This is a genomic window from Kribbella flavida DSM 17836 (assembly GCF_000024345.1).
GTDB classification, from domain to species: Bacteria; Actinomycetota; Actinomycetes; order Propionibacteriales; family Kribbellaceae; genus Kribbella; species Kribbella flavida.
The window spans coordinates 3,422,072-3,437,973 of record NC_013729.1 but is presented as its reverse complement, the minus strand read 5'-3'; the positions used below and the strand labels follow the sequence as shown (position 1 = coordinate 3,437,973).

Here is a 15,902-nt window from a genome sequence, read left to right as displayed (position 1 = left end):
CCACCCCCACCGTCATCAGGGGAAACCCCGGCCCACCCACCACATCCACCCGGCGGCCGCGGCTCGCCAACAGGCTCGAGTAGCCGGCGGACGCGGTGCCGACAGACAGGCGGCCCGCGCGGCACGGCCGGCGGACGCGGTGCCGACAGACAGGCGGCCCGAGCGGGACGGCCGGCGGACAGGGCAGCCGGGCTGCACGACCGGCCCGCCTCGGGTCCGCCGGACCCGCCGCAGGACGACAGCCGCCCCGGACCGTGAGGTCCGGGGCGGCTGCGGTGACCCGGGGGTTACAGGTACTGACCCGTGTTGGTGGCCGTGTCGATGGAGCGGCCCGGCTCGGTGCCCTGCTTGCCGGAGATGAGCGTACGGATGTAGACGATCCGCTCGCCCTTCTTGCCGGAGATCCGGGCCCAGTCGTCCGGGTTGGTGGTGTTCGGCAGGTCCTCGTTCTCCTTGAACTCGTCCACGCAGGCCTGCAGCAGGTGCTGCACCCGCAGGCCCTTCTGGTTGTCGTCCAGGAACGCCTTGATCGCCATCTTCTTGGCCCGGTCGACGATGTTCTGGATCATCGCGCCGGAGTTGAAGTCCTTGAAGTACAGGACCTCCTTGTCGCCGTTGGCGTAGGTGACCTCGAGGAACCGGTTCTCGTCGGCCTCGGTGTACATCCGCTCGACGGTGCGCTGGATCATCCCGTTCACGCACTCGCGCCGGTCGCCGCCGAACTCGTTCACGTCGTCGGCGTGCAGCGGCAGGGTGGTGGTCAGGTACTTCGAGAAGATGTCGCGGGCCGCCTCGGCGTCCGGCCGCTCGATCTTGATCTTCACGTCCAGCCGGCCCGGCCGCAGGATCGCCGGGTCGATCATGTCCTCGCGGTTGGAGGCGCCGATCACGATGACGTTCTCCAGGCCCTCGACGCCGTCGATCTCGCTCAGCAGCTGCGGCACGATGGTGTTCTCCACGTCGGAGGACACCCCGGAACCACGGGTGCGGAACAGCGAGTCCATCTCGTCGAAGAACACGATCACCGGCATGCCCTCGGACGCCTTCTCGCGGGCCCGCTGGAAGACCAGCCGGATGTGCCGCTCTGTCTCCCCGACGTACTTGTTCAGCAGCTCGGGACCCTTGATGTTGAGGAAGAACGACCTGCCCTCGACACCGGTCTTCTCGGCCACCTTCTTGGCCAGCGAGTTCGCCACCGCCTTCGCGATCAGCGTCTTGCCGCAGCCCGGCGGGCCGTACAGCAGCACGCCCTTCGGCGGCTTCAGCTCGTGCTCGAGGAACAGGTCCTTGTGCAGGTACGGCATCTCGACCGCGTCGCGGATCTGCTCGATCTGGCCGAACAGGCCACCGATCTGGGTGTAGTCGATGTCCGGGACCTCTTCGAGCACCAGCTCCTCGACCTCGGACTTGGGGATCTTCTCGTAGACATAGCCGGAGCGGGGCTCCAGCAGCAGGGAGTCGCCGGCCCGCAGCGCCTGGTCGAGCAGCGGGGAGGCGAGCCGGACGACGCGTTCCTCGTCGGCCTGCGCGATCACCAGTGCCCGCTCGCCGTCGGCCAGCAGCTCCTTCAGCATCACCACGTCGCCGACGACCTCGAAGTCGCAGGCCTCGACCACGTTCAGCGCCTCGTTCAGCATCAGTTCCTGGCCGAGCTTGAGCGCGTCCAGGTCAACCGAGGGGCTCGCCGCGACCCGGAGCTTGCGGCCTCCGGTGAACACGTCCAGCGTGTCGTCGTCGTTGCGGCCGAGGAAGGTCCCGAACCCGGACGGCGGTTGCGCCAGCCGGTCGACCTCCTCCTTCAGGGCGATGATCTTCTCTCGGGCCTCGCGCAGCGTTTCCGCCAACCGCTCGTTCTGCGCGGTCACGCTCGCCAAGGACGCCTGGGTTTCGGACAGCCTGCTCTCGAGCGACCGGCCGTCAGCCGGGTGCTCCAGCAACCGACGCCGCAACGCTGCGACCTCGGCCTCCAGGTAACGGACCTGGTTGCGCAGCTCTGCCGCGGTAGGACTCTCGTCTCCAGCCACGATCATCACCTCACCATGTGGGGCTCGACCCTATGGACCTTACCCAGAAAACCTCGCCGGGCAAGCCGAATCCCATCACGTGTCGGTTGCGGATGAAACCGTTGCCTGGTCGAGCCTGTTCGGCTCAATAGAGCACGGTCCGGCCGGATCGGCACGACGTCAGGGCGTGTCCTGCGCAGATTCGGGCGCCGGGGCGTCGGCTCGGCGAGGTCCGGAGTAGTCGTCGCCGTACGCCCCAGGGGCCGGCCGGCGCTTCTTCAGCGGCGCCTTGACGCCGGGCGCCATCCGCCGTGCGGTGACCAGGAACGCGGTGTGGCCCTGCATCCGGTGGCCCGGCCGGACGGCCAGTCCCTCGACGTGCCAGTCCCGCACCAGGGACTCCCAGGCGCGCGGCTCGGTGAACTCGCCGTGCGCCCGCAGCGTCTCCACGAAACGGCTCAGCTGGGTCGTGGTGGCGACGTACGCGCAGAACACCCCGCCCGGGGCCAGGGCGGCCGCGACGGCGTCCACGCACTCCCAGGGCGCCAGCATGTCCAGCACGACCCGGTCCACCTCGGTCTCGGCCAGCTTCTCGACCAGGTCGCCGACCTCGAGCCGCCAGGCCGGGTGCTCGCCGCCGAAGAAGCCGGTGACGTTCTTGCGCGCCACCTCGGCGAAGTCCTCCCGCCGCTCGAACGAGATGACCTGGCCGTGGATGCCGACCGCCCGCAGCAGCGCGGTGGTCAGCGCGCCGGACCCGGCGCCGGCCTCGACCACCTTCGCGCCGGGGAAGATGTCGGCCATCGTCACGATCTGGGCGGTGTCCTTGGGATAGATCACCTGCGCGCCGCGCGGCATCGAGACCGAGTAGTCGGCCATCAACGGGCGCAGGGCGAGGTACTCGACGCCGCCCTTGGACCGGATCGTGACCGCGTCCGGGCCGTCGATCAGCTCGTCGTGCGCGATCCCGCCCTTGGTGGTGTGGAAGATCTTGCCGCGCTCCAGGAAGACCGAGTGCCGGCGGCCCTTGGAGTCGGACAGGGTGATCCACTCCCCCGGCTGCAACGGCCCGTGGTGGACCCCGGAGAACGCCACGTCAGGAAACTCACGAACGTCAGACATAAGGCGCTCACCCTACTTCGCGCCGCACCGCCACCCGTCACCCTGGGTACGCCGGCTCCCGCCGATGCGCCCCGTACGGCGTACGCGACGTCCCCCACCCTCCACCTTTTCGGGGGATAACCCGCCAACTTGTGGGTCTACCCGCTCGTATCCTGCGGGAGAACCCACAAATTGGCGGGATATCCCCGCACACGGGGGCGGGGTTGTCGGGGGCGGGGGTCAGCGGCTGCGGAAGGCCTGCTCGACGTCGGCGGTGGCCAGGACGCCGTACACCTGGCCGTGGGTGTCCAGCACCAGGTACTCCGAGGCGGGGTTCTTGCGCAGGGTGCCGAGGATCTCCTCGCCGGTGTCGTTGACGCCGATGATGTGGCCGGCGCTGATCCGGGTGGCGACCTCGCCGACGGTGGTCCAGGGCCGCTGGTTCGGGGCGACGGCGGTGACGGCCGCCTCCTTGACCAGCGCGTGCGGCTTGCCGTCGCCGTCGATCACGACGACCGCGCCGGCCTGCGCCTCCGCTGCCCGGCGGACCGCCTCGGAGACCGGGGTGCCGGCGTGCACGGCGATCGCGCGGCGGGCGAGCGCGCGGACCTGGAGGGCCGGCAGCTTGCGCTTCAGCCGGGCCTGCATCAGCGAGGCGGTGGACCCCATCCAGAGGAAGAAGCCGACCGCGAGCGCGACCACGAAGTCGATCAGCGTCGGGTTCCGGCCGAAGACCTCCTCCAGGATCACCGGCGCGGCCAGTACCGCGATCGCGATCACCCGGCCGGCCCAGGCCGCGGCGATCGTGCCGGTGTGCATGTTGCCGGTCAGCTTCCAGACGAAGGCCCGCAGCACCCAGCCGCCGTCCAGCGGCAGGCCGGGCAGCAAGTTGGTGACGCCGACGATCAGGTTCGCCACGGCGAGCTGCACGACCACGACGTACGCGACGCCCTCGTCGAGCGCCCGCGACCCCAGGTACGCCGCGCCGCCGACCAGCAGCGAGGCGATCGGGCCGATCACCGAGATGGCGAACTCCTCCAGCGGCGACTTGCGCTCGCCCTCGATGTGCGTGCCGGCCGCGAAGAAGCCGAGGTTGATCTCGGTGACGGAGATCTTGAACCGCAGTGCCATCAGCGCGTGCGCGAGCTCGTGCAGCAGCACCGACAGGGTGAAGGCGACCACGAAGGCGAAGGCCGCGACGTAGCGCCAGCCACCCGCCAGGTACGGAAACTGCTGCCCGATGATCGCCGAGAAGCCGAGCGCCAGCAGGATCGCCACCGGCAACCAGGTGAAGCGCATCGTCAGCTGGATCCCGCGGACACGGCCGAGAACCCAGGTACCGGGCGGTGGTGGGCCGGCCGACTGGGCGGGGTTGTGAGGTTCACGCGGCTCTGACATCGGGGTAACGCTACTGGTCGGGTGGTAACACTGGGCTACACGCCCACGGTGAGACGTGCCCGGTAGCCGTCCTGGACGCTTCCGGTGACCGTCGCGAGCTGGCTGACGCCCTCGTCCTCGCCGAACACGTTGTCGTCCCGCAACGACGTACCGGACAGGTTCCGCGCGCTGCCGTCGTAGCCGCTGGTGGCGTAGACGGCCTCGCAGGCATCGGTCGGCAGGGCCAGCTGGGACGTCGCGCTGATCTTGCCCGCGGCGGTCGCCTCGGACAGCGACGCGTAGACCTCGAAGTGGAGGTGCGGCCAGCGGCCCTGGTACGCCGCTGGGAAGACCGTGGTGAAGGTGACCTTGCCGTTCGCGTCGGCCGCCTGCACGCCGCGCAGGTAGTTCTCGTTCTCCGCTCCCTCGGAGTAGAGCGAGTAGCGGCCCTGCGCGTCGCAGTGCCACACGTAGACGGCGGCGCCCTGGAGCGGGCTGCACTTCGTCGCGTCCTGGACGACGAGCTCGACCGTCAGCGGGACTCCCTCGGCGACGCCGGACGCGGATCCGAACGACCTGGTCAGGTCGCTGCGGACGATGCCGGACTCCGTCAGCACGTTCGGGCCGTTGGTGCCGTCACCAGGGAACGGGCCGGCGGTCTCCTCGGAGATCTTCTCGACACACCCGGCCGACGCGGTGGAGCCCGGACTCTGCGTCGGCGTACCGGTGGTGGCGGACGGGGTGCTGCTCGGGGTGTCGTCGGTGGCACAGCCGGCCACGGCGGCCAGACCGGCACCGGCCAGCAGGCGCAGGACGTTGCGGCGGCGCAGTGTGCCGAGGTCGTGGACCAGGCCCAGGTCGTGCTCGTGCGGCGGTGTCATCGGCGTACTCCTCAGGTTGTTGCTACCACTGTGCCGACCGAACCCGATGGTTCGCCGAAAGACCGCTGGGAGCCGGGTGACAGCCCTACCGCCGGCCTCGTTGCCGGGTGGCCAGGCGGGCGGCGATCCACAGCGGCAGCGCGGCGGCCAGGCCGGTGAGCACCAGCAGGGTGAGGGACAGCGTGCTCGCGTAGCCCAGTTCGCCGTACTCGAAGGCCCGGCGGTAGATCAGCAGCGGCGCGGTGAGGGTCGCGTTGGCCGGGCCTCCGCCGGTCACCAGCAGGGCGGGCACGAACGCGTTCTGCACGACGACCACCACGTCCCGGACGGCGAGCACGACGAGGATCGGGGCCATCACCGGCAGCGTCACCCGGGTCAGCGCGAACCATGCGGACCCACCCTCCACCTCGATCGCCTCGTGCAGCTGGGGCGGGATCGCCAGGCGGGCGGCGAGGGCGACGGTGAACGCCTCACCGACCTGGAACGCCATCACCAGGGCCAGCCCGAGTCTCGCTCCCCACGAGGTGGTGAGGAAGCCGGGGTCGGGGACTCCGAGGGCACCGAGCAGGGCCGGCAAAGGCCCGTACAGCGGGTTCAGGATCCAAAGCCAGAGCAGGGCCCAGGCAGCGTCCGGGATGGCTGACGGCAGGTACGCCGCGGCTCGGCCGACCGTGGTCAGCGAGCCGCGGCGTCGGGCCAGCAGAAGGGCCGCCCCGACCGCCAGGAGTAGTCGGAGCGGCACAACGACCAGGGCGACGAGTGCGCTGACTCCGACCGCGTCCCAGAACGGCCGGTCGCCGGCCAGCCGGACGAGGTTCCGGACGCCGCTGAACTCCGGGGCACGGAAGCCGTAGTAATCGGTGAACGCCAGCGCGCCGGCCAGGACGAGCGGGGCCAGCACGAGCAGGAGCGACCCCAGCAGGTAAGGAACGGCGAGCGGGGACCGCGCCCCCGGCCGCCTCACGTCCACCGCCTGATCACCCGGCAACGCCCGGACAGGCACCGTCCGCTCACCGCCACCGCCCGCTCACCGCCACCGCCCGGTCATCGGCGGCGGCCGGTGGCGGCGTCGAAGTGGTGCTCGTCCTCCGGGCGCCAGGCCACGGACACCCGCTCGCCGACCTTGGGCGCCGCCGGCCACGGCAGCCGGGCAAGCAGTTCCCCGTCCGCCAGCACCCGGACCAGGCACTCCTCCCCCGCAGGCTCGACCGAGATCACCGAGCCGATCCGTCCGGCCCCGCCCTCGTCCTCCTCGCCGACCCGGAGCCGAACCCGCTCGGGCCGGATTCCCACGACCACTCCGACGGCCGCGGGCAGCAGGTTCATCGGCAGGGGGCCGACGATCCGGGCCACCGCCGTCGTGGCGGGCCGGTCGTACACCATCTCGGGCCGGTCGCACTGCAGCACCCGGCCGCCGTCCATCACCGCGACCCGGTCCCCCATCGCCATCGCCTCGAACTGGTCGTGGGTCACGTGCACCATCGGTACCCCGAGCGACCGCTGCACCGCGCGGATCTCGCCGCGCATCCGCAGCCGCAGCTCGGCGTCGACCGAAGCGAGGGGCTCGTCGAGCAGGCAGACCGCGGGCGCCCGGACCAGCACCCGTGCCAGCGCGACCCGTTGCCGCTCGCCGCCGCTGAGCTCACCCGGCATCCGCCGGAGCAGGTGCTCGACGCCGAGCGCACCGGCCACCTCGCGGACCCGGACGTCGACGTCGCGGCGCCGGCCGCCCCGGGCGCGCTCGCCGATGCCGATGTTCGCCGCGACGCTGAGGTGCGGGAACAGGGCACCCTCCTGGAACACCATCGCCACGTCGCGCCGAGCGGCCGGTACGCCGGTGACGTCCCGGTCGCCGATCACGACCCGTCCGGCGTCGAGGGTCTCCAGCCCGGCGACGGCGCGCAGCAGCGTCGACTTGCCCGACCCCGACGGTCCCACCACCACCAGGAGCTCGTCGTCCGCCGCGGTCACGTCGACGCCGTCCAGGGCGACGACCCGAGCTCCGGAGTGGGCCCGGAACGTCTTGTGCGCGGACTCGACCCGCAGGCTCATCGGCGCCGCAGCAGCGGGTCCGCCTGGGCCCGGATCGCGGCCAGCACCTCGTCCAGCGGTACGCCGTCCAGGAACGCCCGCTGGAGCTGGTTCCCGATCACGTCCTCGACCTCCGGCCACGACGGCGTCACCGGCGTGTGCCGCAGCTGCGGGATCGCGTCGAGGAACACCTGCGACGACGCGGGCGGCCGGGACGGACTGAGGAACGCGGACGACGTCGCGACCGACCGCAGCGACGGCACGGTCCGGCCGCCGAGCGCGGTGATGGTCTGGCCCTGCTGCCCGACGGCGTACGCGATGAAGTCGGCGGCGGCGTCCTGGTGCTTCGAGCTGCTCGCGACGCAGTACGCGTCGGAGTGCAGCACGGATGCGGGCTTGCCCAGCACCGGCAGGCCGGCGACGTCGAAGTCGAGACCGCGCTGCTCGCGCAGGGCCGGCACCTCGACCCGGGAGCTGAGGAACATCGCCAGCTTGCCGGTCATGAACTGCTCGTCCACGTCCTGCGCGGCCAGCTGCTCCTTGCTCGGCGTCGCACCGGTGCCGATCAGGTCGACGACCGCCTGTAGCGCGCCCCGGGCGCCGGGCTCGTGCAGTGTGGTCCGGGTCGGCGCCGCGTCGTCGTCGACGATGCTGCCGCCGCTGCTCCAGATGAACGGCGCCATCCGGGTGATCGACGGGTCGATGCCGACGCCCTTCACGGACCCCTTGGTCAGCGCCCGGGCGGTCGCCACGAACTCGGCCCAGCTCCAGCCGGCCTTCGGCGGGGTGACTCCCGCCTGCCGGAACAGGGCCCGGTTCCAGTAGACGACCAGCGACGAGATGTTCTGCGGCATGCACTGCAGAGCGCCGTTGTAGCTGAACGCCTTCAGCGGCTGCTCGTAGTAGTCGGCGGTCTTCAGTCCTTGCTGCTCCAGCAGCGGGCCGGCCGGCGCCACCGCTCCTCGCTGCACGAAGGGCGCGTACTCGCGATAGTTGATCAGGAACACGTCCGGCGCGGCGCCCGACGTGAAGGCGGTGGACAGCCGCGTCAGGTGATCACCGCGGGCCACCGTGACGAGGTCGACCTCACCCCCACCCGCCTCCTGGTACGCCGAGACGAGGCTGCGGTAGACCGCCGCTTCCTCCGGATCGGCCCCGACCTGGACGGTGATCCGCGCGGGCGGCCTCGGGTCGCCGGCCGCTCCCGGCTCACCGGAGCAAGCTGTGATCGCCAGCAGCCCCGACAAGACCAGCACGGCGAGGCCGACCGGACGGCGTACTGCGGGCCGGGCCTTCACCGGCGCTCCACCGAGGCGAAGAAGGACCGCTGGCCGACGGCGAACGCGACCAGGGCCGGCGCGGTCACCACGACCGCGGCGGCGAGGTAGATCGGGTACAGAGCGGCCTCCATCTCGCTGAGGCTCCGTAGTCCCAGCGCCACCGGCCAGTTGGCGGGCGACGACACGAGGGTCAACGGATCCATGAACGTGGACCAGTAGAACAGCCCGGACAGCGCCGCGACCGCAACCACCGCCGGGCGGGTCAGCGGGAGCGCCACCTGCCGCCACACGCGGTACGGGCTCAGCCCCTCCAGCGTCGCCGCTTCGAGCAGCGCTCCGGGGATGCGTGAACAAGCCAGCGCGAACAGCAGCACGTAGAACGGCGTCGTACCGGCGAGCGCGAGCAGGGCGACGGTGAGCGGGGTGTCGGCGAGGCCGGCGGCGCGCAGCAGGACCACTCGCGGCACCCAGAGCGCCGCGGCGGGCACGAGCAGCATGAAGACCGAGAGACCGATCAGCGCACGGCGCAGCCGGCCCCGCGCCATCACGATCGCGAGCCCGGCCATCGAGGTGACGACCACGGTGATCGGAACGGCCACCACGACGAGCAGCAGCGAGTTCAGCAGCAGGCGGGCCAGCGGCATGAACCGCGGCACGGTCGAGTAGTTCGACCACTCGGCCGGGTTCGGCCACAGGTCCAGGCCGTCCGGCGGAGGCTGCAGCGGCCGCTGCAGCGAGCCGAGCACCATCACCACCAGCGGCGCGAGAAAGACGGCGGACACGGCGACCAGCCCGAGGGTCCGCCAGAAGGCGGGCCGTCGGGCCGGTCGGGGTCGGTGCTGCCGGGTCAGGGCTCGGCGGATCTCAGTCGGCGTCCGCGAGCGAGGTCGTCCAGATGCTGCGGCCGTACGTCGCGGCGTACAGGGTGGAACTGCCGGCCGGGAGGTCGATGTCGTTGATCGGAACCAGCGGCAGGTTCGCGCCCACCTTGACCCAGGTCTTGCCCAGGTTGGTGGTCCGGAAGACGCCGACGTCGGTGGCGATGAACAGCCAGGACTTCTTGCTGGGGTGCCGGATGACGTCGTTCACCGGCGCCTGCGGGATCTTCTTGCCGGCGATGTCGGCCCAGGTGCGGCCGCCGTCCCTGGTCATCACCAGGTGCGGGTACCCGTCACCGGAGCGCCAGCCGGAGAAGCTCGCCCAGGCCACCTGCGGGTCCTGCGGGTCGACGGTGATCCGGGTGACCCAGCGGCCCGGGAAGACCGGGCTCTGCAGCTTTTCCCAGGTCACCTGGTCCGGCGCGGCCATGGCGTTGCGGCTGACCCACATCAGGCCGCTGTCGGTGCCGGCGTAGACCAGGTTGGCGTCGGCCGGCGTCGTACCGAGCGCGGTGACCGTGCCGAAGCCCGGGGCGCGCGGCTCGGTGCCCTCGGTCAGGTCCGGGCTGATCCGCTGCCAGACCCGCTGGCCGGCGTCGGTGTTGATCCGGCTGACGTACTCGCTGCCGCCGAACAGGTACCGGGTGTCGGCGGCGAACTCCAGCGGCGCGACCCAGTTCTTCCGCGCGCCCGGGATCGTCATGCTGTAGCCGGTGTTGTCGACGAAGCCGCGGCAGCCGCCGTTCTGCGAGCAGCCGTAGTACTTGCGGTCGTTGGCCGGGTCGATCCGGTTCATCATCCCGTCGCCACCGACGAAGCCGAACCAGTCGCCGTTGACGGTGTTGTCGGCGGCCCAGGACTTCAGCGAGCCGTTGTCCTGCGAGCCCGCGTTGAGCCGCCGGCTGTCCTGCATCGAGACGTCCATCGCGTAGAACTGCGTCACCGGCAGGTGCGGGGTCTTGGCCCACAGCCCGCGGGCGGCGCCGTTCTGGGTGGACCAGTAGAAGCCGCCGTCGTTGCCCAGGAAGACCTTGCCGGGCGTGAACGGGTCCCACTCCAGTCCGTGCTGGTCGGCGTGCGGAGTCTGCGACGTCGTCCAGGTCAGGCCGCCGTCCTTGCTCTCGGCGAGACTGACACCGGCGACGAAGACATGCTGCGGATCGGCCGGGTCGACGTACACGCGGCCGAACCACCAGGCGAACCCGCCGCTGATGGACTGCAGGGTGCCCCCGCTGGTCGGGCCGACCGCGGTCCACGTCGCGCCGGCGTCCGCGCTGGTGAAGAAGCCGTTGAAATTGCCGCCGGCCGTGCTGGAGATCAGGTACGCGCGGTTGGGGTCGCTGTCGCTGAAGTCGACGCCCATCCGGCCGACGTACGTCGCGGTGTTCGGCTGGCCCTCGACGTCCACGCTCTGCGGCAGCGGCGGCCGGTGGATGTTCGTCCAGGTCCGGCCGCCGTCGGTCGAGCGGTACAGGTAGGAGTGCTTGCCGTAGATGCGCGACTTCTCGTCGCGGATCTTGTCCCAGGTGGTGGCGAGCATGATGTCGGGGTTCTTCTGGTTGATGCTGACGTCGATGGCACCGGTGGACGCGCTGCCCGGGACGATGACGCGGGTCCAGCTCTGGCCGCCGTTCTCGGTCATGAACAGGCCGCGAGTCGGCTGCGTGTCGTGCAAGGCGCCCATCACGGCGACGAACACCCGGTTGTCGTTGCGAGGGTCGATCACGATCTGGCCGATCGTGTCGCCGTCGCGCAGGCCCAGGTTGGTCCAGGTCGCGCCGTCGTCGGCCGACTTGTAGATGCCCTTGCCGTAGTACGCCGAGCCGCCGCCGTGGTCGGGCTCGCCGGTGCCGGCCCAGACGACGCCGCGCGAGTCGACCGCGACGGCACCCATCGACTGGGGCAGCTGGTCGTCCCACGCGGTGGCGAAGGTCGCGCCGCCGTCCTTGGACCGCCACAGGCCACCGGTCCCGGTGGCGATGTAGACGACGTCCTTGGTGGTCGGGTCGGCGGCGACGTCGCGGATGCGGCCGCCGATGTTGCTCGGGCCGAGGCCGGACCAGACCTGGTCGGTGCTCGGCGAACCCTTCGCCGCGACACCCAACTGGTTGGACTGGGCGATCGCCTGGTCGACCGCCGCGGCCGGGATCGAACCGTCGGCGTTGGCGCGCTGGAGGTACATCCACTCCTCCGCGCCGACGGGGTTGGCGGTGGAGGTCTCCGCGAGCGCGGCCGACGCACCGGCGCCGGGACCGTCGGCGGACAGAGAACTGGGACCGACGAGGGCGGCGAGCGCCACCGCGGCGACGATCGGGACGACAGGAATCTTGCGCAGGGCCACGGGTGCCTCCGGAACTACTGGGGGCGCCTCACACGCCACGGTGGCGACACCGTAATCGGCGACGGCGACTTCCACCAGCGTTCGGTGCAAATGGACCTGACCTCCTAGAGTGGCCGCCATGGCCGAACGGGCGCTGATCGCGGTGGTGCTGGCCGTCGGCGTCGCCCTGCTGGGGTGCTCGAGCCCATCCGGGGACGGCTGTCCGGCTCCGGAGACCGCCCCGGCCACCGAGACCGCGCTGATGCCCGCCGGGCTGTCCCTCGCCGAGGTCGGCACCGTCACCGACGTCCAGAAGAGCCAGGGCCACCTCACCGTTCGCGCGGTCACCGGCAAGCCGATCGACGAGGTCACGGTCCTGATCCAGAACGCGGTCACCGCGGCCGGCTACCGCCCCGCGGGCATGGACAACGAGGGCTTCGAGGCGGAGGTCTTCTTCACGGCGGGGGCGTACGCAGCCGGCCAGGCCCTCGTCCGGCGCGCGGCCTGCGAGGGGCAGTGGGACGTCGAGCTGGTCCTGATCGACCCGTCGGCCGTCCGGGCGCCGACCCCGACTCCGACCTCGACGCCCCGGAAGTGAGCGCGCTGTCCACAGGCCCCGGCGCCGGTCGTCCCGAGTGTCGGCGGTCTCGCCTAGGGTTTGCGGCATGAGCGTTGCCGCCGCAGTCGACGTGCCCGCGCACCCGCGCGCGGCGCTGTCCCCTTCCCGGGCCGCCGATTTCATGAGCTGCCCGCTGAAGTACCGCTTCCGGGTCGTCGACCGGTTGCCGGAGAAGCCGTCGGCGGCCGCCGTCCGCGGCACCGTCGTGCACGCCGTGCTGGAGCGCTTGTACGACCTGCCGCGCGGCCAGCGCACGCTGGAGCAGGCCGCGCTGATGCTGGAGCCGCAGTGGCAGCGGGTGCTCGCCGACGAGCCCGAGGTGGCCCAGCTGTTCGAGGACGACGCCGAGGGCACGGAGCTGGCGAAGTGGCTGGCCGAGGCCCACCAGCTGCTCGGCAAGTACTTCACGCTCGAAGACCCCAACGCGCTGGAGCCCGCCGAGCGCGAGCTGTACGTGGAGACCGAGCTGGAGTCCGGCCTCACCCTGCGTGGGTACGTCGACCGCCTGGACGTCGCGCCGACCGGAGAGATCCGCGTCGTCGACTACAAGACCGGCCGCTCCCCGTCGGAGTTCTTCGAGGCCAAGGCGCTGTTCCAGATGAAGTTCTACGCACTGGTCCTGTGGCGGCTGCGCGGCGTCGTACCGTCGATGCTGCAGCTGGTCTATCTCGGCAACGGCGAGATCGTCCGTTACGTGCCCGACGAGGCCGACCTGCGCGCCTGCGAACGCAAGGTCGGGGCGTTGTGGGAGGCCATCACCCGAGCCCTCGAATCAGGCGACTGGCGCCCGAGCCGCGGCCCGTTGTGCGCATGGTGCGACCACAAGGCACTCTGCCCCGCCTGGGGCGGCACTCCACCACCGCTGCCGAACAGATCGATGGAAGAGGTCGCTCAGGAGTCGGCGGGCGTCGATCTGGTCGGCGTCGACGGGTAGCCGGCCGACAGCTCGCGCTCGTCGCTGCGGGCCCCCGACAGCACTGAACACGCCACGCCGTCAAACCCTGTGCACCAGTCGTTCAACGCCTGCGGATCACGCAGCCGGCCTCTAGCCTCGCTTGCAGATCACGCCTCACGACCACTGGAGTGCAGCGATGAACACCACGGGCTTCCTGGCCGTCGTCGGCGCCGAGACGAACACCCTCGCCGGCTGGGTCGACGGGCAGGACCCGTCCGGCGCCGGGGCGGGCGTGCCGTTCTGGTCGCGCCGGCTGCTCGGTGAGGCATGCGTTCACCGCGCCGACGCGGCCTCGGTCCTCGGTACGTCGTACGAGCTGGCCCCGGAGCCCGCGGTCGAAGCCGTCGAGGACTGGCTCGACACAATGACCTCCACCGGCTACTGGGAGAACAAACCCGCGTACGCCGAGGCGATGCGTGGCGACGGCCAGTCCCTGCTGTTCCATCCGACCGACGCGCCCGGTGACTGGCTGGCCCGCCGCGAACCGGACCGGATCGCACTCGAGCGCCGCCGGGCCGAGGCCGACGTCACGCTGAGCGGCCCGGCCGTCGAGCTCCTCCTGGTGCTCAGCCGGCGCCGCACCCTGGAGCAGCTGAGCGGCGTGCAGGTGCACGGCGATCGAGCCCTGCTGGACCACTGGATCGAGCAGATGAACTGGGTCACCGGAGGCTGACCCGACGGTCACCAGCCCGTTCTGAGGGATCGATCACAGCGCGGGAAGTGAGGTCGGTGCCACACGCTGCCGGGCGCCTCGGATAACGTCGAGGGTATGAGTCATCCGCATCCCGATCTCGGTCAACCGCCACGCCTGCCCGACGACGCCCTGCGCGTGGTCGCCCTGGGCGGGCTCGGCGAGATCGGCCGGAACATGACCGTGTTCGAGCACCGCGGCAAGTTGCTGGTGGTCGACTGCGGCGTGCTGTTCCCCGAGGAGCACCAGCCCGGCGTCGACGTGATCCTGCCCGACTTCGGCTGGATCCGGGACCGGCTGGACAAGATCGAGGCGATCGTGCTGACCCACGGGCACGAGGACCACATCGGCGGCGTGCCGTACCTGCTCAAGGAGCGCGGCGACATCCCGGTGGTCGGCTCGAAGCTGACCTTGGCGTTCATCACCTCCAAGCTCAAGGAGCACCGGCTCAAGCCGGTCACCGTCGAGGTCAAGGAGGGCGACCGGCAGCAGCTCGGCCCGTTCGAGTGCGAGTTCCTCGCGGTCAACCACTCGATCCCGGACGGCCTCGCGGTCGCGATCCGGACCCGGGCCGGCCTGGTCCTGCACACCGGCGACTTCAAGATGGACCAGTTCCCGCTGGACCGCCGGCTGACCGACCTGCGCGGTTTCGCCCGGCTCGGCGAGGAGGGCGTCGACCTGTTCATGACGGACTCCACGAACGCCGACGTGCCGGGCTTCACCACCGCCGAGAAGGACCTCGGCCCGGCGATCGACCAGGTCTTCCGGACCGCGCCGGGCCGGATCATCGTGTCCAGCTTCGCCAGCCACGTGCACCGGATCCAGCAGGTGCTGGACGCCGCCAAGGCCGGCGGCCGCAAGGTGGCGTTCGTCGGCCGCTCGATGGTGCGCAACATGGGCATCGCCCGCGACCTGGGCTACCTGAACGTGCCGAAGGGCCTGATCGTCGACCTCAAGGAGCTGGAGCAGCTGCCGGACCGCAAGGTCACGCTGGTCTGCACCGGGTCGCAGGGTGAGCCGATGGCCGCGCTGTCGCGGATGGCCAACCGGGACCACATGATCCGGATCGGCGAGGGCGACACCGTGCTGATGGCCAGCTCGCTGATCCCCGGCAACGAGAACGCGATCTACGCGGTGATCAACGGCCTGATCCGCTGGGGCGCGAACGTCGTGCACAAGGGCAACGCGAAGGTGCACGTGTCCGGCCACGCCAGCGCCGGCGAGCTCGTCTACTGCTACAACCTGGTCAAGCCGCGCAACGTGCTGCCCGTGCACGGCGAGTTCCGGCACCTGAAGGCGAACGCGGCGCTGGCCACCAGTACCGGCGTACCGGCCGAGCGGGTGATCATCGCCGAGGACGGCGTGGTGGTCGACCTGCACAAGGGCCGGGCCCGGATCACCGGCAAGGTCGAGGCGGGCTACGTGTACGTCGACGCGATGACCGTCGGCGGGGTGACCGAGGCCAACCTCAAGGACCGCCGCACGCTCGGCGAGGAGGGGGTCGTCACGGTCGTGCTGCTCGTCGACGCCAACACCGGCAAGCTGGCCGAGCCGCCGGACTTCCTGGCCCGTGGTTTCGTGCACGACGACACCACGTTCAAGCCGGTCATCCCGGTGATCGAGGAGGCGCTGGCCAAGGCCGCCGCCGAGGCGATCGGCGACGCGAGCCAGCTCGAGCAGCTGGTCGGCCGCGCCGTCGGCAACTGGACCTACCGCCACTGGCGCCGCCGCCCGGTCGTCATCCCCGTCGTCATCGACGCCTGACG

Annotated in this window: 13 protein-coding genes; 4 read left to right on the top strand and 9 right to left on the bottom strand. The window is 71.1% G+C overall.

Translation table 11 applies throughout. The annotated features are described in order from the left end of the window. Nucleotides 1-287: 287 nt before the first annotated feature. The 9 genes from arc to KFLA_RS15900 form a co-directional block, all read right to left on the bottom strand. Complete coding sequence (gene arc / locus KFLA_RS15940) at nucleotides 288-2,030, bottom strand: proteasome ATPase (RefSeq protein ID WP_041289347.1); 1,743 nt, start codon at nucleotides 2,028-2,030, stop codon at nucleotides 288-290. 153 nt (nucleotides 2,031-2,183) lie between these two features. Further along, the gene (locus KFLA_RS15935; protein ID WP_012920834.1) at nucleotides 2,184-3,125 is read right to left on the bottom strand and encodes a tRNA (adenine-N1)-methyltransferase; all 942 of its coding nucleotides are present in this window, start codon (nucleotides 3,123-3,125) and stop codon (nucleotides 2,184-2,186) included. A gap of 219 nt (nucleotides 3,126-3,344) precedes the next feature. Continuing rightward, nucleotides 3,345-4,502, bottom strand: a complete 1,158-nt coding sequence (locus KFLA_RS15930) for a M50 family metallopeptidase (protein ID WP_148256652.1) — start codon at nucleotides 4,500-4,502, stop codon at nucleotides 3,345-3,347. A gap of 35 nt (nucleotides 4,503-4,537) precedes the next feature. Continuing rightward, nucleotides 4,538-5,362, bottom strand: coding sequence for an intradiol ring-cleavage dioxygenase (locus tag KFLA_RS15925; RefSeq protein WP_012920832.1), 825 nt, complete (start codon nucleotides 5,360-5,362; stop codon nucleotides 4,538-4,540). Between the two features lie 85 nt (nucleotides 5,363-5,447). Beyond that, nucleotides 5,448-6,332, bottom strand: a complete 885-nt coding sequence (locus tag KFLA_RS15920) for a carbohydrate ABC transporter permease (protein ID WP_148256651.1) — start codon at nucleotides 6,330-6,332, stop codon at nucleotides 5,448-5,450. 74 nt (nucleotides 6,333-6,406) lie between these two features. Beyond that, nucleotides 6,407-7,414, bottom strand: a complete 1,008-nt coding sequence (locus KFLA_RS15915; RefSeq protein WP_012920830.1) for an ABC transporter ATP-binding protein — start codon at nucleotides 7,412-7,414, stop codon at nucleotides 6,407-6,409. Next, nucleotides 7,411-8,691 carry an ABC transporter substrate-binding protein gene (locus KFLA_RS15910; RefSeq protein ID WP_012920829.1) on the bottom strand — a complete coding sequence of 427 codons (1,281 nt, stop codon included), beginning with the start codon at nucleotides 8,689-8,691 and terminating at the stop codon, nucleotides 7,411-7,413. Before KFLA_RS15910 ends, KFLA_RS15915 begins: the two co-directional genes overlap by 4 nt. Then, nucleotides 8,688-9,455, bottom strand: a complete 768-nt coding sequence (locus tag KFLA_RS15905; protein ID WP_237706821.1) for a carbohydrate ABC transporter permease — start codon at nucleotides 9,453-9,455, stop codon at nucleotides 8,688-8,690. The genes KFLA_RS15910 and KFLA_RS15905 overlap by 4 nt, the downstream gene beginning before the upstream one ends. 82 nt (nucleotides 9,456-9,537) lie before the next feature. After that, nucleotides 9,538-11,892, bottom strand: a complete 2,355-nt coding sequence (locus KFLA_RS15900) for a WD40/YVTN/BNR-like repeat-containing protein (RefSeq protein WP_012920827.1) — start codon at nucleotides 11,890-11,892, stop codon at nucleotides 9,538-9,540. A 118-nt stretch (nucleotides 11,893-12,010) separates the two neighbouring features. Between KFLA_RS15900 and KFLA_RS15895 the strand changes: the two genes are divergently transcribed. The 4 genes from KFLA_RS15895 (at nucleotide 12,011) to KFLA_RS15880 (ending at nucleotide 15,900) form a co-directional block, all read left to right on the top strand. Continuing rightward, on the top strand, nucleotides 12,011-12,469 hold the full coding sequence (locus tag KFLA_RS15895; RefSeq protein WP_012920826.1) for a hypothetical protein: 459 nt from the start codon (nucleotides 12,011-12,013) through the stop codon (nucleotides 12,467-12,469). A gap of 67 nt (nucleotides 12,470-12,536) precedes the next feature. After that, nucleotides 12,537-13,424 carry a RecB family exonuclease gene (locus tag KFLA_RS15890; RefSeq protein WP_012920825.1) on the top strand — a complete coding sequence of 296 codons (888 nt, stop codon included), beginning with the start codon at nucleotides 12,537-12,539 and terminating at the stop codon, nucleotides 13,422-13,424. A 157-nt stretch (nucleotides 13,425-13,581) separates the two neighbouring features. Beyond that, nucleotides 13,582-14,118, top strand: a complete 537-nt coding sequence (locus tag KFLA_RS37095; RefSeq protein WP_049797353.1) for a hypothetical protein — start codon at nucleotides 13,582-13,584, stop codon at nucleotides 14,116-14,118. Nucleotides 14,119-14,214: 96 nt separating this feature from the next. Further along, entirely contained in the window at nucleotides 14,215-15,900 is a 1,686-nt protein-coding gene (locus KFLA_RS15880) for a ribonuclease J (RefSeq protein ID WP_012920824.1), read from the top strand. The last annotated feature ends 2 nt before the right edge of the window (nucleotides 15,901-15,902 follow it).

What these genes read in the sequence shown, in the direction of transcription:
- arc (WP_041289347.1), bottom strand. Translation starts at nt 2,030, where the DNA reads ATGATCGTGGCTGGAGACGAGAGTCCTACCGCGGCAGAGCTGCGCAAC.
- KFLA_RS15935 (WP_012920834.1), bottom strand. Translation starts at nt 3,125, where the DNA reads ATGTCTGACGTTCGTGAGTTTCCTGACGTGGCGTTCTCCGGGGTCCAC.
- KFLA_RS15930 (WP_148256652.1), bottom strand. Translation starts at nt 4,502, where the DNA reads ATGTCAGAGCCGCGTGAACCTCACAACCCCGCCCAGTCGGCCGGCCCA.
- KFLA_RS15925 (WP_012920832.1), bottom strand. Translation starts at nt 5,362, where the DNA reads ATGACACCGCCGCACGAGCACGACCTGGGCCTGGTCCACGACCTCGGC.
- KFLA_RS15915 (WP_012920830.1), bottom strand. Translation starts at nt 7,414, where the DNA reads ATGAGCCTGCGGGTCGAGTCCGCGCACAAGACGTTCCGGGCCCACTCC.
- KFLA_RS15895 (WP_012920826.1), top strand. Translation starts at nt 12,011, where the DNA reads ATGGCCGAACGGGCGCTGATCGCGGTGGTGCTGGCCGTCGGCGTCGCC.
- KFLA_RS15890 (WP_012920825.1), top strand. Translation starts at nt 12,537, where the DNA reads ATGAGCGTTGCCGCCGCAGTCGACGTGCCCGCGCACCCGCGCGCGGCG.
- KFLA_RS37095 (WP_049797353.1), top strand. Translation starts at nt 13,582, where the DNA reads ATGAACACCACGGGCTTCCTGGCCGTCGTCGGCGCCGAGACGAACACC.
- KFLA_RS15880 (WP_012920824.1), top strand. Translation starts at nt 14,215, where the DNA reads ATGAGTCATCCGCATCCCGATCTCGGTCAACCGCCACGCCTGCCCGAC.